The 18,702-nt window shown below is 39.8% G+C and carries 20 protein-coding genes, 1 tRNA gene and 1 pseudogene; 10 read left to right on the top strand and 12 right to left on the bottom strand.

Going from position 1 to position 18,702, the window contains the following annotated elements; all coding sequences use genetic code 11:
• Positions 1–16 precede the first annotated feature (16 nt).
• The 7 genes from C511_RS0106450 to C511_RS0106420 all read left to right on the top strand — a co-directional run bounded on the left by C511_RS0106450 (position 17) and on the right by C511_RS0106420 (position 4,210).
• A complete protein-coding gene (locus C511_RS0106450; RefSeq protein WP_024997621.1) occupies positions 17–715 on the top strand; it encodes a hypothetical protein in 699 nt (232 codons plus the stop codon).
• Positions 715–1,494 (top strand): TatD family hydrolase, encoded by a 780-nt coding sequence (locus tag C511_RS0106445; protein WP_024997620.1) that lies wholly within the window; start codon positions 715–717, stop codon positions 1,492–1,494. The genes C511_RS0106450 and C511_RS0106445 overlap by 1 nt, the downstream gene beginning before the upstream one ends.
• 163 nt (positions 1,495–1,657) lie before the next feature.
• A tRNA-Ser gene (locus C511_RS0106440) sits at positions 1,658–1,745 on the top strand.
• Positions 1,746–1,821: 76 nt separating this feature from the next.
• A complete protein-coding gene (locus C511_RS0106435) occupies positions 1,822–2,652 on the top strand; it encodes a MotA/TolQ/ExbB proton channel family protein (protein ID WP_024997619.1) in 831 nt (276 codons plus the stop codon).
• A 12-nt stretch (positions 2,653–2,664) separates the two neighbouring features.
• Positions 2,665–3,135: a hypothetical protein gene (locus C511_RS0106430; RefSeq protein ID WP_024997618.1), complete on the top strand. Its 471-nt coding sequence runs from the start codon at positions 2,665–2,667 to the stop codon at positions 3,133–3,135.
• 17 nt (positions 3,136–3,152) lie between these two features.
• Positions 3,153–3,746 carry an ExbD/TolR family protein gene (locus tag C511_RS0106425; RefSeq protein ID WP_024997617.1) on the top strand — a complete coding sequence of 198 codons (594 nt, stop codon included), beginning with the start codon at positions 3,153–3,155 and terminating at the stop codon, positions 3,744–3,746.
• A complete protein-coding gene (locus C511_RS0106420) occupies positions 3,746–4,210 on the top strand; it encodes an ExbD/TolR family protein (protein ID WP_024997616.1) in 465 nt (154 codons plus the stop codon). Before C511_RS0106425 ends, C511_RS0106420 begins: the two co-directional genes overlap by 1 nt.
• A 69-nt stretch (positions 4,211–4,279) precedes the next feature.
• Here C511_RS0106420 and C511_RS0106415 read toward each other — a convergent pair whose 3' ends face one another.
• Both C511_RS0106415 and C511_RS0106410 read right to left on the bottom strand, forming a co-directional pair.
• A complete protein-coding gene (locus C511_RS0106415) occupies positions 4,280–4,810 on the bottom strand; it encodes a GNAT family N-acetyltransferase (protein ID WP_024997615.1) in 531 nt (176 codons plus the stop codon).
• 1 nt (position 4,811) lies between these two features.
• Positions 4,812–6,089 (bottom strand): IgA Peptidase M64, encoded by a 1,278-nt coding sequence (locus C511_RS0106410; protein ID WP_024997614.1) that lies wholly within the window; start codon positions 6,087–6,089, stop codon positions 4,812–4,814.
• Between the two features lie 207 nt (positions 6,090–6,296).
• On the opposite strand from C511_RS0106410, the gene C511_RS0106405 reads away from it, so the two are divergent.
• Complete coding sequence (locus C511_RS0106405) at positions 6,297–6,773, top strand: Lrp/AsnC family transcriptional regulator (protein WP_027317952.1); 477 nt, start codon at positions 6,297–6,299, stop codon at positions 6,771–6,773.
• Here C511_RS0106405 and C511_RS0106400 read toward each other — a convergent pair.
• The 6 genes from C511_RS0106400 to C511_RS0106375 form a co-directional block, all read right to left on the bottom strand.
• Positions 6,770–7,264, bottom strand: a complete 495-nt coding sequence (locus C511_RS0106400) for a dihydrofolate reductase (RefSeq protein ID WP_024997613.1) — start codon at positions 7,262–7,264, stop codon at positions 6,770–6,772. The genes C511_RS0106405 and C511_RS0106400 overlap by 4 nt on opposite strands.
• 4 nt (positions 7,265–7,268) lie before the next feature.
• Entirely contained in the window at positions 7,269–8,063 is a 795-nt protein-coding gene (locus C511_RS0106395) for a thymidylate synthase (RefSeq protein WP_024997612.1), read from the bottom strand.
• A 65-nt stretch (positions 8,064–8,128) separates the two neighbouring features.
• Positions 8,129–9,361, bottom strand: coding sequence for a cardiolipin synthase (cls, locus tag C511_RS0106390; RefSeq protein WP_051260470.1), 1,233 nt, complete (start codon positions 9,359–9,361; stop codon positions 8,129–8,131).
• A gap of 84 nt (positions 9,362–9,445) precedes the next feature.
• The gene (locus C511_RS0106385; RefSeq protein WP_024997610.1) at positions 9,446–9,772 is read right to left on the bottom strand and encodes a DUF5056 domain-containing protein; all 327 of its coding nucleotides are present in this window, start codon (positions 9,770–9,772) and stop codon (positions 9,446–9,448) included.
• Positions 9,759–10,304 carry an RNA polymerase sigma factor gene (locus C511_RS0106380; RefSeq protein ID WP_024997609.1) on the bottom strand — a complete coding sequence of 182 codons (546 nt, stop codon included), beginning with the start codon at positions 10,302–10,304 and terminating at the stop codon, positions 9,759–9,761. Before C511_RS0106380 ends, C511_RS0106385 begins: the two co-directional genes overlap by 14 nt.
• The gene (locus tag C511_RS0106375; RefSeq protein WP_024997608.1) at positions 10,301–10,993 is read right to left on the bottom strand and encodes a DUF6249 domain-containing protein; all 693 of its coding nucleotides are present in this window, start codon (positions 10,991–10,993) and stop codon (positions 10,301–10,303) included. The genes C511_RS0106380 and C511_RS0106375 overlap by 4 nt, the downstream gene beginning before the upstream one ends.
• A 115-nt stretch (positions 10,994–11,108) precedes the next feature.
• On the opposite strand from C511_RS0106375, the gene C511_RS0106370 reads away from it, so the two are divergent.
• Entirely contained in the window at positions 11,109–12,533 is a 1,425-nt protein-coding gene (locus tag C511_RS0106370; protein WP_024997607.1) for a methyltransferase RsmF C-terminal domain-like protein, read from the top strand.
• Here the strand turns inward: C511_RS0106370 and C511_RS0106365 are convergent.
• The 4 genes from C511_RS0106365 to C511_RS17840 all read right to left on the bottom strand — a co-directional run bounded on the left by C511_RS0106365 (position 12,528) and on the right by C511_RS17840 (position 18,529).
• A complete protein-coding gene (locus tag C511_RS0106365; protein ID WP_024997606.1) occupies positions 12,528–13,727 on the bottom strand; it encodes a TolC family protein in 1,200 nt (399 codons plus the stop codon). The two genes, C511_RS0106370 and C511_RS0106365, sit on opposite strands and share 6 nt — an antisense overlap.
• 12 nt (positions 13,728–13,739) lie before the next feature.
• Positions 13,740–16,835: an efflux RND transporter permease subunit gene (locus C511_RS16315; RefSeq protein WP_051260468.1), complete on the bottom strand. Its 3,096-nt coding sequence runs from the start codon at positions 16,833–16,835 to the stop codon at positions 13,740–13,742.
• Positions 16,836–16,847: 12 nt separating this feature from the next.
• Positions 16,848–17,999 (bottom strand): efflux RND transporter periplasmic adaptor subunit, encoded by a 1,152-nt coding sequence (locus tag C511_RS0106355; RefSeq protein ID WP_024997605.1) that lies wholly within the window; start codon positions 17,997–17,999, stop codon positions 16,848–16,850.
• 89 nt (positions 18,000–18,088) lie between these two features.
• Entirely contained in the window at positions 18,089–18,529 is a 441-nt protein-coding gene (locus C511_RS17840) for a DUF6769 family protein (protein ID WP_161625900.1), read from the bottom strand.
• Between the two features lie 38 nt (positions 18,530–18,567).
• On the opposite strand from C511_RS17840, the pseudogene C511_RS18630 reads away from it, so the two are divergent.
• A pseudogene (locus C511_RS18630) lies at positions 18,568–18,702 on the top strand (IS982 family transposase); the annotation flags it as partial.

Below are 18,702 nucleotides of genomic sequence, written 5' to 3'. Positions count from 1 at the left end.
CTAAATTTATAGTTTCATGCCCTACAGACGTTTACCAAATACCGATCAAGCCAGAATTAGAGCCATGGAAAAGCTTCTGGAAAAAGTTGGAATGATCTCTGTTTCCGAAATGGCGGTGTCTTTGAATACCATATCAAAGATCAGAGGCTTGCTAAACCGTTTCAGACGATTGAGTGAGTACTATAAAGATTGTTTTGATAATCAGTCTAAAGCTAGTAGAAAGCATCAGGAAAATACGAAATTGGCACGCTTGTACATTTCTCATTTTATTCAGGTACTTAATTTGGCTGCATTGCGTATGGAAATTAAACCTGCGCAAAAAAACTATTATGGATTACAGCCCAATGTACATAATGTCCCAGACTTGATCAGCGAAACTGCGTTAATGGAGTGGGGAGAGAAAATTATCGTAGGTGAAATGAAACGTACATCCGAAGGTGGGATACCTATTTATAATCCCACAATAGCCAAAGTGAAGGTCCGTTATGATATCTTTGTTGAAAGCAACGAGAGGCAAAAGAATTTGCAGCGGCTGACGGCAGAAAGTCTGGAAGATGTGACTTTGATGAGGCCGCAGGTTGATGAGTTGATTTTGGACGCGTGGAATCAAATTGAAGATTATTATAAAGACGTACCCGATGTCGATAAGAGATTAGATTTATGCCGTGAATACGGTATTGTATATTATTATAGAGCCGGAGAAAAGAAAGATTAATGACTGTTATCGATTCACATTCACATCTGTTTTTGGAGGAATTCTCCTCAGACCTGCCTCAAGTGATTGAAAGAGCCCGTATGGCAGGTGTTTCACATATATTTATGCCCAATATTGACAGTAGTACGGTAACTCCTTTATTAGAGGTCTGTAACCAATACAAAGGTTATTGCTTCCCTATGATTGGATTACATCCTACTAGTGTGAATGGTATGTACAAACATGAACTACAAGAGATCAGCCGGCAGCTGAAGGAAAATGAAACGTATGTTGCTGTGGGTGAAGTGGGCATGGATTTGTATTGGGATCAAACTTTTCTTGATGAGCAGATTGAGGCTTTCAAATTTCAGATAGAATTGGCTTTGCAATATAACTTGCCGATTGTTATTCACTGTAGAGATGCTTTTAGCTATATATATAAGGTGCTGAAAGAGTACGAAGGCAGTTCGCTGAAAGGCATATTTCATAGTTTTATGGGCACACCTGAAGAATTGAATCAAGCTATGGAATTTGGCGGATTTATGTTTGGGATTAATGGAACCGTAACGTTCAAGAAATCTGTTTTGCCTCAGATACTACCTCTTATTCCGCTCGATAGGCTTGTCTTGGAAACAGATTCTCCCTATCTGGCCCCTGTACCACACAGGGGTAAACGCAATGAAAGTGCTTTTATAAAGGATACTTTGACGAAAGTGGCAGAGGTGTGTAAAGTAAGTCCAGAACACCTTTCCCAACTCACGTCTGAGAATGCATTAAAAGTGTTTGGAATGCTCAAATAACTCCATTCAGATTTTAAAGTTTATTAATTTTGTGGGAAACTTAAATATAAAAAAGCGATAATGCTGGGGAAAAAGAAAAAAAAGAATACATTTGTGCCTGAAATCCTCAAAAGGTATTCGGATGCATCACCAAGACATCTGTTTCTTTGATGGATGTATCGTTGGAGAGATGCTCGAGTGGTTGAAGAGGCACGCCTGGAAAGCGTGTATACGCCAAAAGTGTATCGCGGGTTCGAATCCCGCTCTCTCCGCTGTTATTAAATGATAGAACGTGAGTAAATATAATAATAATAATTCAATTAATTAATCTTAAAAATTAGACACACAATGAAAAAGTTATTTGCAATTGTTGCTGTGATGGGAGTCCTTACATTTGGCTCAACTCAACTTGCTCAGGCTCAAGATGCACCTGCGGCTGAACAAACTGAACAAGCTGTTGCTACTGATTCTGCTGCTACTCAGGAAGTTGCTGCTCCGGCTGACGAAGCTGCTGCTGCACCTGTTAGTGCTGAAGAAGGTGGTATTCACAAAGAACTTAAAGTTAAGTTCATCGAGGGTTCTGCATTCTTCATGAGTTTCGTAGCTATCGCTTTAGTTATCGGTTTGGCTTTCTGTATTGAAAGAGTTATCTACTTGAGCTTGGCTGAAGTTAACTCAAAGAAACTGATTGCTGCTGTTGAGGCTGCTTTGGAAAAAGGTGATGTTGAAGCTGCTAAAGACGTATGTCGCAACACAAGAGGTCCTATTGCTTCAATCTTCTATCAAGGTTTGATGAGAGTTGATCAAGGTATCGACGTGGTTGAGAAATCAGTAGTTTCTTATGGTGGTGTACAAGCTGGTTACCTTGAAAAAGGTTGTTCTTGGATCACACTGTTCATCGCAATGGCTCCTTCTTTGGGATTCTTGGGAACAGTTATCGGTATGGTTCAGGCATTCGACAAAATCCAACAAGTTGGTGATATTTCTCCTACAGTTGTTGCTGGTGGTATGAAAGTGGCTTTGATCACAACTATCTTCGGTTTGATCGTTGCTTTGATTCTTCAGTTATTCTACAACTACATCCTTTCTAAAATTGAAGCCTTGACAAGTGATATGGAAGATTCTTCTATTACATTGCTTGATATGGTAATTAAATACAATTTGAAATACAAAAAATAATTAGTCAGGGATATGAAAATGAAAATTCAGAAAGTTTCAGGTTCGGTACTTTACGTAATACTTGCTATTACGATTATTGTGGCAGGCCTCTTCTTCTTTGGCGGGGAAGATCCCAATCCACTTGTACCGGATATGTCACAGCCAGTATATACGGATTCTCTGATCTATTTGATGTATGTTCTATTAGGTATAACAATTGTTATAACTTTGGCTGCGGCTGTTTACCAGTTTGTGATGAACTTTATTGATTCACCAAAAGCTGCTATTAAATCGTTAGCTAGTATTATAGTTCTTGTAGGTCTTTTAATCGTTACTTGGGCTGCAGGTAGTGAGCAGGCGTTGGTAATGCCGGGTTATGATGGTGCTGAAAATGTGCCCTTCTGGTTGAAGCTGACAGATATGTTCTTATATACTATTTACATAATGATGGCTGTTCTGATCCTATTGATTTTAGGATTCGGGATTTCTAAGAAATTTAAATAATTAGGAGATAGCATAAAATGGCAAAAGGAAAAAGAAGTGTACCTGAGATTAACTCAAGTTCTACGGCGGATATTGCTTTCTTGTTGCTTATCTTCTTCCTTATTACAACATCTATGGATACTGACCGTGGTTTGGCCAGACGCTTGCCGCCTCCACCCGAAAAGGATCAAAAACAAGATGATGTGATAGTTAAAGAACGAAATGTTCTTGTTGTTTACCTGAATTTCCAAGACCAACTAATGTGTGGTAAGGACTATATCAGCATTAAGCAATTAAGACAAAGAGCAAAAGATTTCATTGCGAATCCGTACAATGACGAATCATTGCCTGAAAAATACAATAAGGATATTCCTTTCTTTGGTAATGTTCAGGTAACGGAGAAACACGTGATCTCTTTACAAAATGACCGTAATTCAACTTATCAGGCATATATTGATGTTCAAAATGAACTAGTTGCCGCATACAATGAGTTAAGAGATGAACTTGCTCAGGAAAAGTGGCAGAAAAATTATCTTGATTTGGATGAAGAGCAGCAAAAAGCGATTCGTGACATTTATCCTCAGAAGATATCTGAGGCTGAACCTAAAAACTACGGAGGAGGAAAGAAGTAATGGGAAAATTTAATAAAACCGGTAAGCGTGGAATGCCTGCGCTGAATACTTCTTCTCTACCTGACCTTATTTTCACCTTGTTGTTCTTCTTTATGATTGTAACAACAATGCGTGAAGTTACATTAAAGGTTGAGTTCAAGGTTCCTACGGGTACTGAATTGGAAAAATTAGAGAAGAAGTCTCTTGTAACTTTCATCTATGTGGGTAAGCCTACCGCTGAATTTCGTAAGAAACTCGGTTCTGAAAGCCGTATCCAGTTAAATGATAGTTATGCTGAAATTAGTCAGATTCAAGACTATATTACGCAAGAGAGATCAAGTATGAAAGAAGAGGACCAACCCTTTATGACGGTATCTTTGAAAATTGACAAAGAAACTAAGATGGGTGTTGTAACTGATATTAAACAGGCTCTTCGTCAAGCTTACGCTCTTAAGATTAACTATTCTGCGCAGCCGCGTCAGTAATCAGTTAGCTAATTATATAAAAAAAGAGATAGTCAAACGGCTATCTCTTTTTTTATGTAGTCTTATCACTTACTTGATGCAGTGATATGCTTTCTGATGTATTTCTTTCACAATTTGTGGGATCTGTTCGCTCGATGAAACGCAGTTTGTCATCAGTCTCATGGGAATCCATCTGCCTCCTTTTCTATATGGAGGCTGCTGATAATCATAGTCTAAAAGATGGAAACCATTTCTTTGGTAGAATTTGATTCTTTTCATGGATGTTTCGTCGTTTGGAAGCTCCACTTCTAATATAATCTGTTGCAGTCTCTCTTTCAGTAGACTTAGAATCAGTCCTCCATAATTTTTCCCTCTTTTATTGGTGTGGACAGCAAGATGTTCCACGTAGTAATAGTTGCTTAGTTGCCAAAATGAAACCAAGCCAATGGGTTCTTCGTCATGCAAAATAATGTGATAGTAAAAATCTTTTTCCTTCTCTACATATTTTCTCAGCATAGCTAACTCCCGGTATTCTTCTTCGGGAAAGCTCGCGGTTAATAATTCTTCTGTAAATTGATATTCTTGGGTAGAACAATCTGTGATACGGACAATCTCAATCATTTTATTTTTCAGTGTAAAAAAGGATTAGTTTACGCAATGCGTCTTGGCATGCCGGACAAAATTCTGTGCAATCATTGGTACGCATTCTGCAGTCGTATGCAGGACGATATATCCCTTTGGAGGAATAACCACCCCCTTCATAAACGCCAATGCGGTACTTGTCTTTTTTATCTACCGGCGTAGGTATCGGAGTAGAGGTATTCAGTAGACTTTTCCATTTCGTACTAAAGTTTACTAGAGTGGTAATATTGGGCTCCCAAGGCTCTACGCTTTTAGGATACGTGTCATTCATGACATCATCTTCATAGAAATATTCATCTCCTAATCCACCGAAACTATGGCCAAATTCGTGTACAACAACGGGGCGGAAGAGAGGATGATGTGCTGTAGTAAGTGTAAAGGCATTAAATATTCCTCCACCTCCATATTGTTTGGTATTAGCTAGAATGATGATGTGCTCGTAAGGTATGCCTGCCAGGGCGTTGTGAATTTGTTTCACTCTGCTGGTAGTCAGGTATCTCTCTGAGTAAAAAGTATCAAAATGTGATGAAAAAGCAGTTTTCTTCCATAAACAATCTTTGGGAATGCTTACCCCGCTATCAGTTGAAGGTGATGCAACAGCTACCACGTTGAATTTACTTTTCATTGATTTGAAAGGTTCATGCTCAAAAAGGCTTTGACAGGCAATTTCTGCATCAGCATAGAATTGTTGCATCTCTTTTTCCGTGTAACCTTCTGCAAGAATAGCAATGTCAATGCATTGGCTATAGTCGCCGTTTTGTATAATGTATTTGTATGGGATGTGCGCAGATTCTTTTTGGTGTATCAATATATCTTTCGGATCAATGATGTGTTTTAGTTTACTCGTTTCTTTTCCGTAGCTATCGAACAATAATGCTACCACTTCCACGCTATCCTTAGGATACGGCAGAACAAAACTATTTTCAAAGGATTTAGCTGTTTGTTTAGCTTCCTCAGTCGTTATCCATTCTTGGAAAAGAGAAGAAAAGGATGTTTTGTAAATTACTTGCTGGGTTTTAATATCTTTCATAATGATTTGCCCGTTCCCTTTCAGAGGCACTTCATTTAGATGTGTTTTTCTACCGGCCCATTCAGGCAAGGCCGATAGTTCATCCAGATAGATTTGTTGAGCCGAACTGTTTCCGGCAAATATGTAATCAACTCTTATACTTTTGTTGACGAAATAATCTTCGAATTTCTGTGCGTAGGTATTACCAATGCACAAAATAGCTACAAGGATACTTAATAGTAATTTCATAATATAACAATTTGAATATTGCAAAGGTATGCATTATTCTTGTTAATACATAGACTGTGTTTTTGTTTTCTGTTTCTTTTGATTTATCTTTATTTTGCAAATAAAAGTAATAAATTGAATGATTATTTGTGAAATAAATGATTAACTTTGCATATTCATTGCGAAAAAATACAATGTATAATTTTATACTTATATAATTTGATTTAAATGGGACATCATCAATTGGATTCATTAGACGAACAAATTCTGAAACTTATAGCTGGCAATGCCCGGATTCCTTTTTTAGAGGTTGCCAGAGCTTGTAACGTTTCCGGTGCTGCCATACATCAACGAATTCAGAAACTTACAAACTTAGGAATACTAAAAGGTTCTGAATATGTTCTTGATCCGGAAAAGATAGGTTATGAAACTTGTGCCTATATTGGTTTATATTTGAAGGATCCTGAATCTTTTGATTCTGTAGCGAAAGCATTGGAGCATATTCCTGAAGTGGTTGAATGTCATTTTACTACCGGCCAATATGATATGTTTATTAAAATATATGCCAAGAACAACCATCATTTATTGAGCATTATCCATGATAAATTACAACCATTGGGCTTGGCTAGAACTGAAACGCTGATTTCTTTCCATGAAGCAATTAAAAGACAGATGCCCATCATGGTAGATATTGATGAGGATTAATTTCGTCTTACGTAATTGACAAACGAATAAGAGCAGGGATGTTTATCATCAGCAGGATGATCGTCTCTGCTTTCCTCTTTCCAATAATCAGGTTTGATAGTGGGGAAATAGGCATCTGCATCTTCTGCCTCTGCATGTATTTCAGTCATACACAAGCGATCGGCCCAATCAATAGCTTGTTTATAAATGCTCTCACCGCCAATTATAAATACTTTCTCGTCCTGACAGCTCCGTATGGCCTCTTCCAAATTTGAAAATATTTCAGCATTTGCGTAGCTTAAATCCCGATTGGAAGAAATTACGATATTTCTCCTGTTTGGAAGCGCTCCGTTGGGAAGTGACTCAAACGTTTTTCTTCCCATAACGAGTGTATTGCCTGTTGTTAGCGTCTTAAAACGTTTCAAATCGTTGGGCAACCAATAAAGGAGCTTATTTTGGAAACCAATGGCATTCCTTTTATCAATAGCAGCTATTATAATAATTTCATTCATCAGCTTATATAGATACTTCTCCCTTAATATGTGGGTGCGGGTTATAGTTTTCCAGACTAAAATCTTCGAATTCGAATTTAAAGATATCATTCACATCCGGGTTTATTTTCATTTGGGGGAGTGGACGCGGATCACGTGATAGTTGTAGTTTAACTTGGTCCAGATGATTGAGATAAATATGTGCATCACCTAATGTGTGCACAAAATCTCCTGCCTGTAAACCTGTGACTTGCGCTACCATCTGTAAAAGTAAGGCGTAAGAAGCAATATTAAAAGGTACACCTAGAAAAATGTCGGCACTTCGTTGATACAGTTGCATGCTCAAACGATTATTGGCTACATAGAACTGAAAAAGGATGTGGCAGGGCGGCAGATTCATATGGGGAATATCTGCAACATTCCACGCACTTACAATGATTCTGCGAGAATCTGGATTGGTTTTCAAGGTATGGATAGCCTCGCTGATTTGGTCAATAAACCCTCCTTCGTAATTGGGCCACGAACGCCATTGGTATCCATAAATATGTCCCAAATCACCGTTTGCATCTGCCCATTCGTTCCAAATACGAACATTGTTTTCCTGCAGATACTTGATGTTGGTATCTCCTTTGAGAAACCATAAAAGCTCATAGATAATTGATTTCAAGTGAAGCTTTTTGGTTGTAAGGCATGGGAAACCTTCTTCGAGGTTAAACCGCATCTGGTGTCCGAATACGCTAATCGTTCCGGTTCCAGTTCGGTCTTCCTTTCTGATTCCTTCTTTTAGTACTCTGTCGAGAAGTTCCAAATATTGTTTCATGTTTCAGTGAATATTGCTTATGTATGCAAATGTACGCAGAATGTTTCTTTTTTGCTATACGAATTTTAAATAAATGGAGTGAGTAAGTTAGCAAACCATCCGAGAATTTTTTTCCAGTTTGAGCGTTCTTTCCATCTTTGAGGAGTAAGTAAGATGCTTCCTTTTTTATCTTTTTCAAATAAATCGCTTAACTCTTTTGTGGTTTGTTTGCTGAAAATGAAAGCATTGGTTTCGTAATCATAGCGTAAACTCCGACTATTGAGGTTAGCCGAACCTACGGTACAATATAAACTATCCACCATCATAATTTTGGAGTGGTGGAACCCTTTATTAAATAAGTATATGTTAGCTCCTCGTTTCATTAGTTTATGAGCGAGGTAGAATGTCGCTTCCGGAGTGAAAGGTATGTCCGATTTGGATGAAATCATGATTTCTACTTTTACACCTCTGGCAAGTGCATCTTTCAGGGCTTCACGAATAGAATGCGTAGGAACAAAGTAAGGATTTACAATCTGTATGCAGTGTTGGGCCGACCGTATGGATGCTGCATAAGTCTTCCGCATTTCTTTGGAACGGATGCGCGGTGCGCGGTCAACAATAGCGATGCTTTTATCAAATATAGCTGTGTCTTCTGAGAATTGGGGATAATAAGCAGCTCCTTTAACTTGCTGTTTGGTTGTTTCATTCCACATTTCCAGAAAAATATCTTGTAAGTATTTCACGGCTTTTCCTTGTATACGGATGTGCATATCTCGCCAACTGCCTATCTTGGGTAGTCCCTTTATGTAGTAATCGGCCACATTCATTCCACCTGTGTATGCAATAGTTCCGTCAATGATGGCTATCTTTCGATGGTCTCTGTGAAAAGCATGATTTAGGTAAGGAAATCTAAACGGATCAAATTTAGTAATCTCTATCCCATAACTACTTATGGAATCCAAGTGTTTTTGTTTTAACGGTTTATCATTCGACCAATTGCCGAATGCATCAAAAATCAAACGTATTTCAACGCCTTCTTTGGCTTTGACTTTTAAAAGCTCAAAAAGAGCATTGGCTATAGAGTCGTTGCGAAAATTAAAGTACTCTAGGTGAATGTGATGCTTAGCTTTTTTTATTTCAGAAAAGAGACAGAGAAATTTTTCTTCTCCACTCTTTAAAAGTTTCACTTCATTGGTGTCAGTTATTGGAATTTGTATTTTCTGTAGAAAGTGAACCAGAATTGAATCGCTTCTTTGGTTATTAAGTAGCGAATCAGTCGTGTAAATAGAATCATTTCTCTCTTGTGCATAACCTTGCATGCACAAGAGAGAAATGAATAAAAAAAGCAATAGTTTTATATCTCTTTTTGTATACGTCAAAATAATAAAATATATATCATTCAATCAGGCAATGGAACATGCTTTGCGTATACCTATTACCACGAGTACAATTAATGCAATGAGAAGTGATTTGGGATCTACATTCTCGGCTCCATTTTGTACAAGAGAAACAAATACATTTCTCAAGATACCTGCAATAATTTGAAAACCGTCAAGTATCACAAATAAAGTAATTGCTAAAAGGAAAGAAATCAATGTCCACAGTTTAGCCAAGCGTTGGGCTCTTCCCGGTAAATGTGACATTACTCTTTCGCTGAATCCGTTATCTTCAACCTCATTCTTATTGTCATTGAAGAATTGTTTTAGCATTTTATCATCAATTTCTGTCATAACCGTTTTTGTTTAAGTAATTAGCTAACTTTTCTTTTCCCCTTGATAAGTGTGACTTTACCGTACCAACAGGGCATCCGGTGATTCCTGCTATCTTCTCTATGCTTACATCTTCCATGTAAAATAGTGTTATGCAAGTCCGTTCTATTTCCTTGAGAGTTTTAAGCGACTGATAAACGTCCATCTTCTGGCCCAGATTATCTTGCTCTACGCTGCTAATAGCATCTACCTCCCTGGCATCTAAATCGTTAGTCTCTTTCCGGCTGCGAATATAGTCATAAAAAATATTATATGCAATTCTGTACAGCCAAGTTGAGAAACTCGATAAATTTTTGAAAGATGCAATGTTTGTGTATGCCTTTATAAATGTGTCTTGTGCCAAGTCATCGCTTAATTCGCTATCACCACACGTCAGATTTAAAAAGAAGCGCCTGATGGGCGACTGATACTTTTTAACCAACTCGTCGAAGGCCTTGGTGTTTTTAAACACCACGACCTGCGCTACTAATGATATGTCGTTAAGCTGACTCATTCTTCAACTGACTGCTTGGCTTCTTTTTCTTCCGCTTTCTCGTCACATTGTCTGGGAGCTGTCGGTCTGTTAGTCGTGCTTCCCTTAAATGACGATTCTTGTGTGTAGTGAATAACCAACTGTCCCAACCCGGTAAACATAATTAGTAAACCTATACACCCTAGTCCGAATTCGTCGGTTAGTGCCCACAAGAAGATAAAAAGTCCCAGTCCTAAAAAGGTATTCTTAATTCCCTTTACCCGAATGTCGCTATCCAAATTCTGCTTGAACATGCTTTCCGGGATAGGCTGTCCGGCGGCTAAAGCCTGTTCTACAAGTCTGTATTGCGCTTTCTTGTTTTTATACCTGAAGTAAAAAGCTATAAAGACAATAAACATTGGAAGACCTATGCCCATTACAATAGCAATGATGGGTATTAATAAAGCTGCTTCCCAGCCTTTTCCATTTGTTTGAAAAGGAAAATCATCATCAAAAGACATTGTTGCATTGTTTGAAGAGGTATCGGGAGTGTCCGTATACTCAGCTGCGGAAGTTGCATCTGAGTTTTCTTCATCAGCAGAATTGTCATTTTGAGTAACTGTGACTTTGGTTTTTTCTACGCTGTCTTTTGCTGCGATTGTTTTGTTCTGAGCCAGCGTCAGCGAACACAAGGCCATACTGGCCATTAATACAAAAATGATTCGTTTCATATGCTTCTTATTTTTTAATTTAAATTTCTTCTTTGTGTGTTAGACGGATTATGTGCGACTGAAAGTTGCAAAGAGACGAAATATTTTTGATATTTGCATTCTTTAAAAGAACAAAATGAACTTACCTGCCGACTTTATAGCATATACGCGCCATTTATTGGGCGAAGAGGAGTATGATAAACTTTACACAGCCTTGCAACAGGAAACCCCTGTTAGTATTCGGTTCAATCCCTTAAAATCAATGGCAGGGTATAGGAATGACCCTCGTCTGGAGAGTGTTCCATGGTGTTCTACCGGTTATTACTTGGATGAACGTTTTACCTTTACCTTTGACCCGTTGTTTCATGCCGGTTGCTACTATGTGCAGGAAGCTTCTTCCATGTTTTTGGAGCAAGCTCTGAAACAATATGTAAATGTTCCGTCTGTGATGCTGGATCTATGTGCAGCACCCGGAGGAAAATCAACGCATTGCTTGGGAGTTTTACCCGAAGGTAGTTTGCTTGTTGCCAATGAAGTGATTCGTTCACGCTCAAATATATTAGCTGAGAATATCATAAAGTGGGGCAACCCGTGTGTGGTGGTAACTAATAATGATCCGGCTGATTTCACTTGTTTGGAGCATTTCTTTGATGTGATTCTCACTGATGTACCTTGTTCGGGTGAAGGTATGTTCCGTAAAGATGCAACGGCCGTAACCGAATGGAGCCAAGAAAACGTGGATGTGTGCTGGAAAAGACAACGACGGATACTTGCTGATATCTGGCCTTCACTTAAGCCGGGTGGACTACTTATTTACAGTACCTGCACTTATAATACACACGAAGATGAAGAAAATCTTTTGTGGATGCAACATGAATTGGGCGCGGAGGTATTGCCTGTTGATACCCATGAAGAATGGGGTATTAAAGGATGTCTTATCGATGCGAGATTACCAGTTTACCGTTTTATGCCCCATATAACCAAAGGAGAAGGATTCTTTTTAGCTGTTTTACGTAAACCATACGGAAAAGAAGAAAACCAGCGGACTCTCTCTGCTGGTGGACCCAAGTCCGGTAAAAGCAAAAACAAAGGAGGAGTTGCACCTTTGAAGGAGTTTTTTGAAAAGGCCAAAACATGGGTTGATAAGAATGAGGAATACCAATTGTTGTCTCTTAATCCCTCAGCGATATATGCTTTTCCAATGCAGTACCAAAATGAGTTACAGCTCATCCAGAAATATCTGCATGTTATTTTTGCAGGTGTTGTTATCGGAGAAGTGAAAGGCAAGGACCTGATTCCCGATCACTCTCTAGCCATGAGCTCCGTTCTTCGTTCCGACATTTTTCCTCGGGTAGAAGTCGCTTATGAACAGGCCATTGCCTACCTGAGGAAAGAGGCTGTCACATTAGATGTAACAGCCCCTCGCGGATATGTATTGCTCACTTACAAACAATTGCCATTAGGATTTGTGAAAAATATCGGGAACAGAGCTAATAATTTGTATCCCCAAGAATGGAGGATAAGAAGCGGTTATTTACCCGAGATAGTACGCACCCTATAATTTGTTTTTAAACAAGCTGGCTACTGTTTTATGATATTTGTTCTCTAGCTGGAGATAGTTGAGTTGACTTTGATAGATAATTGCTGCTTCGGAAAAATATTCTATCAATGATATCTGACCACTTTTTAATGCTTCCTTTAGAATAAGTAAGTCGGAGTGTTCCTTGAATAGCGAAGCATATTCATCCATGAGTAGTTTTGTTTTTTGTGCTTCGCGAAAGTTCTGCAATGCGTTGTAGGAAGTTTCGCTTTTAACCTGCTCTTTACTCAACTCAGTGCTGAGCAATTGCTGCCGGGCCATTTTTACTTTGCCTTTGTTTTCAAACAATGGAACGCTGAATCCTACTACGAACCCGTTAAACGGGGCGCCCGATTCTGTATTTCTGCGGTATCCTATTTCCAATTTAGGCAACCAGCTTTCTTGGGCTACTTTCAGCAAGTTGTGCCCAACCCGGCTTTCCTGTTCTAAAGCTGCCAGTGCCAATTCTCCGTTCAACACATCATCTTTTATTTCGGCATAATCAGTAGGCAAAACAATCGCTGGGTAAGTTAGCTGCTCTGTCTGAAAGGGAATGCTTCCATTTAATATAATCAGTTCCTCTTCTTTCTTCTTAAGATTCGTTTCGTTTATACTAGCTTCAGTTTTAGCATTGAGCAATTCCAGTTTAACTTTATTAAGTTCAATGACATTGGCATCGCCACTTTCAATCCGCTGTTGATACAAAATAGCTAGTTCAGAAGCATTTTGATAGCGTTCCTTTAATAGAAGTTGTTCCTTGCGGAGCAGAATAATGTCAAAGCCGATTTCTTGTGCCTTGAGCAGAATCGCTCTTCTTTTTAATTGATATTCGTGATCGGCCATTACATTTTTCTGCCTGTTAAGTTGCCGCCGAGTATGGTACAATGTAGGAAAGTCCATACTTTGCGACACAATCAATTCACCAATTGTTTCACTACTGTTATCAGCTCCCCACAGATGTGAATAGCTCACAGTAGGATCTGGCAGGTTATTACTCAGTTTGTTTTCCGTTTTCTGGGCCTGCATGCGTTGAGAAAAGGCCTTCAGTTCAGTATTGTGAGTTTCCACGCTACGAAGTAATTCGTTTATGGAACCCGTCTCATGAGTTATTTGTCCGCTGGCTGAAATATTACCGAAACAAATAACGAGGTAGAGGACTATTTTTATTTTTCTCATCTTTAATACGTATTAATGATTAGATTTCTTTTTAGCTGCGGTGAACCGGTATACAATGGGCACAATGAATCCGTTGAGGAAAGTGGATGTCAGCAACCCTCCTAAAATAACTTTTGCCATGGGACTCTGTATCTCGTTGCCTGCCAGATCACCATTAATGGCTAACGGGATGAGTGCTAAGGCCGATGAAAGTGCCGTCATCAATATCGGATTAAGTCGGTCGAGCGAACCTTTAATGATACTTTCCTGCAAAGAATAGCCTTCTACGTCTTGAAGATGCTGGTAATGACTCACCAACAACATACCGTTTCTCGTTGCAATTCCGAATAGTGATATAAAACCGATGATAGCCGGAATACTTAGTTCACCGGCTGTTACGGCCAGCATAAATACCCCACCAATCAATGCAAGCGGCAGGTTAAGCAGGATGACTCCCGCCTGAGTGCTACTTTTGAATTGATGATAGAGTAGTAAAAAGATGACGATAACGGACAAGAAGGAGGTTAATGCCAGCGTTCTACTAGCCGCCTCTTCGCTTTCAAATTGGCCACCGTACTCAATGTGATAACCCTCGGGTAGGGTAATGGTTTCGTCAATCTGCTTCTGTATATCGTTTACCACACTACGAAGATCTCTGTTTTCCACGTTGGCTGAAATAACAATTTTTCTCTTTACATTTTCCCGGTTAATGGTGTTGGGACCGGCGGTGGAAGAAATGTCGGCCACATAACTAAGAGGAACCTTTTTGCCGTCGGATGTATCAATAGTCAAAGCTGCTATTTTGGCCATTTCATCCTTGCTATTCTCTTTCACTTTCACCGTTAAGTCGAACGCTTTTCCCCCCTCGTATACCTGAGAAACGGTTTCTCCGGCCAATGCAATCCGGATGTATTCTGAGAACTCAGGTAGAGTGATACCATATTTGGCCAATATCTCTCTACGAGGCACAATGGTTAATTGTGGGCGTTCTATCTGTTGTTCTACATTCAAGTCAGCTATTCCCTCTATCTGCGCAATAGCTTGTTTGATGCGATTTCCCATAACAAACATCTTATTCAAATCATCACCAAAAAGTTTAATGGCGATATTTGCCCTGGTTCCCGATAACATAGCGTCAATACGATGACTGATGGGCTGGCCTATTTCGATATTTGCTCCTGAAATAATTGATAGTTTCTTGCGTACATCGGCAATCAGTTCGTTACGCGACCTGTCTTTCAGAATAAAAGGGGCTTCGATTTCGGATACATTGACTCCCAATGCATGTTCGTCAAGTTCTGCTCTACCGGTTTTACGTGCCACAGTTTGTATTTCCGGAATAGAGAGCAAGGCTTGTTCGGCCTGTAATCCTAAACGATTGCTTTCTTCGAGCGAAATTCCCGGCAGTGAGCTCACGTTGATAGTAAATGAGCCTTCGTTAAAAGAGGGGAGGAAACTTCTTCCCAGATTCAGGAATGTCACTAGCGCTGCAATAAATAAAACAGCCGTACCTGCCAGCACGATGCGTTTATTGGCTAATGCCCACATCAAACTTCTACGGTAAATTTTCTGCATCCATAAAGCAACGAAAGCTTCTTTAGGTAGTTTGTCTCCTTTTTCTCGGCCCAACAAGTAACTACATAACACGGGGGTGAGAGTGAGCGCCACTATGGTCGATGCAAATAAAGATACGATGAAGGAAACGCCTAGCGGAACCAACATACGCCCTTCCATCCCTGTTAGAAAAAAAAGAGGCACAAAGCTCACAACAATAATTAGCGTTGAGTTCAAAATGGGCATTCGTACTTCTTTGGATGCCTCAAAAACTATCTTAATAACGGAATCTTGTTCGGCTACAGGCTTTAATTTATTTTCGCGTAGCCTTTTAAATACATTTTCCACATCGACAATGGCGTCGTCGACTAACGAACCAATAGCGATGGCCATTCCTCCCAAACTCATGGTATTAATACTCATTCCCATATAATGTAGTACCAATATGGATACAAGCAATGACAGAGGAAGGGTTACTAAAGAGATAAGTGTCGTTCGCACATTGGCTAGAAACAAGAACAGAACAATAACTACAAAAATACCGCCTTCCAACAATGAACGTTGTACATTGTGGATAGATGATTCTATGAATTGACTTTGTCTGAATATATCAGTAGATACTTTAACATCACGTGGCAGGTTTTTTTGTATATCATTCAAGGCTTCTTCTAACTTTTCGGTTAGTTCAATCGTACTTGTGTTAGGCTGTTTGGTTACGGTTAATAACACAGCTTCGTGACCACGTAAAGACGCACAACCCAGCTTGGGTGCTTTGCCGTTTATTTTAATTTCGGCCACATCGCCTAAGTATATTGGTCTTTCGTTGGTTTTTCGAATCAGAGCTTTCTTTAAACGCTCTACGTTGTTGGTTGACAATACACCCCGTACAATGTATTCATTGCCATATTCGTATACCACACCGCCATTCGCATTTAGGTTCATATCCTTGGTAGCTGCAACCACTTCATCAACACTAACACCGTAGTGTTTCATTAATCCCGGATCTAGTTGAATCTGAAACTCTTTGATGTCACCACCTAAAACAGAAACCTGAGCTACACCACCGGTCGAAAGAAGACGCGGCCTTATACTCCAGTCGGCTATTGTGCGCAAATCAAGCAAGGAAGTTGAGTCGGCCGTAAGTCCTACAATAAGCATTTCACCCAAAATAGACGATTGTGGCCCCAGCGTAGGCCTACCCACGGTAGGAGGTAATGATTCGCTGACCTCAGCTAGTTTTTCGGATACAATTTGCCTGTCGAGGTAAATATCAGTGTTCCAGTTGAATTCCACCCAGACTACCGAGAAACCATTGGTAGAGGAAGAACGTACTCTTCTTACGCCGATTGAACCATTCACGGCCGTTTCAATGGGAAAAGTAACCAGTTGTTCAACTTCTTCGGCCGCCATACCACTTGCTTCGGTCATAATTACCACCGTGGGCGCATTTAAATCGGGAAAGACATCAACTTCTGTATGAACAGCCGTGCATAGCCCCGCTATCAGTAAAATAAACGAGGCGGCAAGCACAACTAACCTGTTGTGCAATGCGTAATGAATAATTTTATTTAGCATGACCGTTCTCTCTTAATGTTCGTGTGAATGAGCAGGGATCGCATTACTTGCGGAGGCTAGTTTAATGTGCATGGCACCTTTGGTAACCAGACGGTCGCCATTTTTAAGTCCGCTCGTTATTTGAACAAATTCGCCGTTATCGGTTCCCAGCGTCACTTCCTGTTTGGCGTATCCTTCTTCGTCGAGTTGCAGGTAAACGTAGTAAATACCCTGTTCTTCTGTCAACGCACTTCGAGGAATGGCAATTGTATTTTCTATCGGAGACGATTGCAGATAAACTTCCACGTAACTGCCAGGAACCACATCGCCTCTGTTGTCAAATTCAAATGTTACCGGTATAAAATAAGAACTACCGTTAGTGCTCTTGCCGAATGAAAGCAGTTTGCCGTTCAACTCATTCAGGGAGTAAATCTTTGGGCTGTAGGCTGTTTTGAAACGGGCTGTGGTAATATGAGGCAGATGTGCATAATCCTTTTCTGAGATCTCAGCTTTGAGGAAGAGTCGACGGTTCTGACTGATTTGCATGAGTGGCTGTCCGGTTGATACGTAATCACCCTCTTTCACTAAAATGTTTTTAATATAACCACTTATGGGTGCCTGAATGGCTTGTCCGTACCTGGAGTGCCCGGAAGCCAGAGATTCGTAACTGATCTTAGCTGTTTCATAGTTCTGACGAGCGGTGTTAAACTCCTTTTCGGATACAATTTTGCTTTTTACCAGCACCTGCATCCGGTTAAACTCCTTTTGCGATGTTTCGTAAGCAACTTTGGCCTTCTGCACCGGATCACCATCGGCAATGTTGTTTGATGAAAGTCTCAACAGCATACTACCTGCACCTACTTTCATACCTTCCACTATCTTTGTTTGAAAAGAGACAATGCCTGACACTGATGCTACTAACGTTTTTTCGTCCCCCTGAGCAGCCATAATTTCACCACTCGTTTGAAGAACCTGATAGAATGTTCCGCTTTTTACGGTGCTGACCTCAATCCCGGCTGCTTCTGCTTTTTCTTTGTGGAAAATAATCTCTTCGCCATGACCTTCATGTTCATGCTCACCTTCTGTTTCGTGCTCGTGACGGTGATCGCTTTCGCTATTTGAACGGCATCCGCCCAATGCCAGCAGGCACAGCAATAAGCCGCCTGTATATATAACTTTATTCATCGTTTATTTATCTATAATATTAATAGTATACGTATAAACGAGTATTTCGATCTGAAATACCCCAGCTAACTGATAAGAAAATCTGTATTTTACAGAATTGCAGAAAGCACAGGAGGGGCGCGAAGTTGGTTATGCGAAGTGACCGGAGAGCTGTGAAGCCTCTCTAGGTAATGATATGCTTGGTTTTTGAGTACCCTTTGTTGTGGTTGTAGCAGCCACTCAATAAGTGGCACGGTAAAGAGTGTAAGGATGAGAAAATAATCTGGCGAGACAATCTTTTCAGCGCCTGAAGGGTGAAGAGGTTGTATTTGTGCGATGCACTGATCATTGCAACACGTATCATCAGCATGATGATGAATAGGATGTTCGGCCAGATCTTTCTTAAAGCAAATACCGCCTTCATCATGGTGGTGGTGAGGTAAAGAAGAAATAACCAGCAAGAACAAGCTGATCATACATAGAAACAAAGATATACCCGTTGGCGGAATTAATTCACTAAAAAATGTCAGGAAATAAGTTGTGCATATCATTGATTATTAGTATTTTAATGGTGATCAAACTATTAATATACAGCTCAATTATGCACAACTTATATGCAATATTCGCTAAATTTCTTGATATATGCAAGATGTTTTCTGCTGATTTAGTAAACGAAAAAGGGAATATACCTCGCAGAGGAGTCGTCCCGAAGTTCTCTGACTTA

It is taken from the genome of Bacteroides graminisolvens DSM 19988 = JCM 15093 (assembly GCF_000428125.1).
Lineage (GTDB): Bacteria > Bacteroidota > Bacteroidia > Bacteroidales > Bacteroidaceae > Bacteroides > Bacteroides graminisolvens.
This window is presented reverse-complemented; position numbering and strand designations above follow the sequence as displayed.

Bases quoted from the DNA above. Each gene is read 5' to 3' on its own strand.
- C511_RS0106450 (WP_024997621.1), top strand. From the start codon at position 17: ATGCCCTACAGACGTTTACCAAATACCGATCAAGCCAGAATTAGAGCC.
- C511_RS0106445 (WP_024997620.1), top strand. From the start codon at position 715: ATGACTGTTATCGATTCACATTCACATCTGTTTTTGGAGGAATTCTCC.
- C511_RS0106435 (WP_024997619.1), top strand. From the start codon at position 1,822: ATGAAAAAGTTATTTGCAATTGTTGCTGTGATGGGAGTCCTTACATTT.
- C511_RS0106430 (WP_024997618.1), top strand. From the start codon at position 2,665: ATGAAAATGAAAATTCAGAAAGTTTCAGGTTCGGTACTTTACGTAATA.
- C511_RS0106425 (WP_024997617.1), top strand. From the start codon at position 3,153: ATGGCAAAAGGAAAAAGAAGTGTACCTGAGATTAACTCAAGTTCTACG.
- C511_RS0106420 (WP_024997616.1), top strand. From the start codon at position 3,746: ATGGGAAAATTTAATAAAACCGGTAAGCGTGGAATGCCTGCGCTGAAT.
- C511_RS0106415 (WP_024997615.1), bottom strand. From the start codon at position 4,810: ATGATTGAGATTGTCCGTATCACAGATTGTTCTACCCAAGAATATCAA.
- C511_RS0106410 (WP_024997614.1), bottom strand. From the start codon at position 6,089: ATGAAATTACTATTAAGTATCCTTGTAGCTATTTTGTGCATTGGTAAT.
- C511_RS0106405 (WP_027317952.1), top strand. From the start codon at position 6,297: ATGGGACATCATCAATTGGATTCATTAGACGAACAAATTCTGAAACTT.
- C511_RS0106400 (WP_024997613.1), bottom strand. From the start codon at position 7,264: ATGAATGAAATTATTATAATAGCTGCTATTGATAAAAGGAATGCCATT.
- C511_RS0106395 (WP_024997612.1), bottom strand. From the start codon at position 8,063: ATGAAACAATATTTGGAACTTCTCGACAGAGTACTAAAAGAAGGAATC.
- cls (WP_051260470.1), bottom strand. From the start codon at position 9,361: ATGCAAGGTTATGCACAAGAGAGAAATGATTCTATTTACACGACTGAT.
- C511_RS0106385 (WP_024997610.1), bottom strand. From the start codon at position 9,772: ATGACAGAAATTGATGATAAAATGCTAAAACAATTCTTCAATGACAAT.
- C511_RS0106380 (WP_024997609.1), bottom strand. From the start codon at position 10,304: ATGAGTCAGCTTAACGACATATCATTAGTAGCGCAGGTCGTGGTGTTT.
- C511_RS0106375 (WP_024997608.1), bottom strand. From the start codon at position 10,993: ATGAAACGAATCATTTTTGTATTAATGGCCAGTATGGCCTTGTGTTCG.
- C511_RS0106370 (WP_024997607.1), top strand. From the start codon at position 11,109: ATGAACTTACCTGCCGACTTTATAGCATATACGCGCCATTTATTGGGC.
- C511_RS0106365 (WP_024997606.1), bottom strand. From the start codon at position 13,727: ATGAGAAAAATAAAAATAGTCCTCTACCTCGTTATTTGTTTCGGTAAT.
- C511_RS16315 (WP_051260468.1), bottom strand. From the start codon at position 16,835: ATGCTAAATAAAATTATTCATTACGCATTGCACAACAGGTTAGTTGTG.
- C511_RS0106355 (WP_024997605.1), bottom strand. From the start codon at position 17,999: ATGAATAAAGTTATATATACAGGCGGCTTATTGCTGTGCCTGCTGGCA.
- C511_RS17840 (WP_161625900.1), bottom strand. From the start codon at position 18,529: ATGATATGCACAACTTATTTCCTGACATTTTTTAGTGAATTAATTCCG.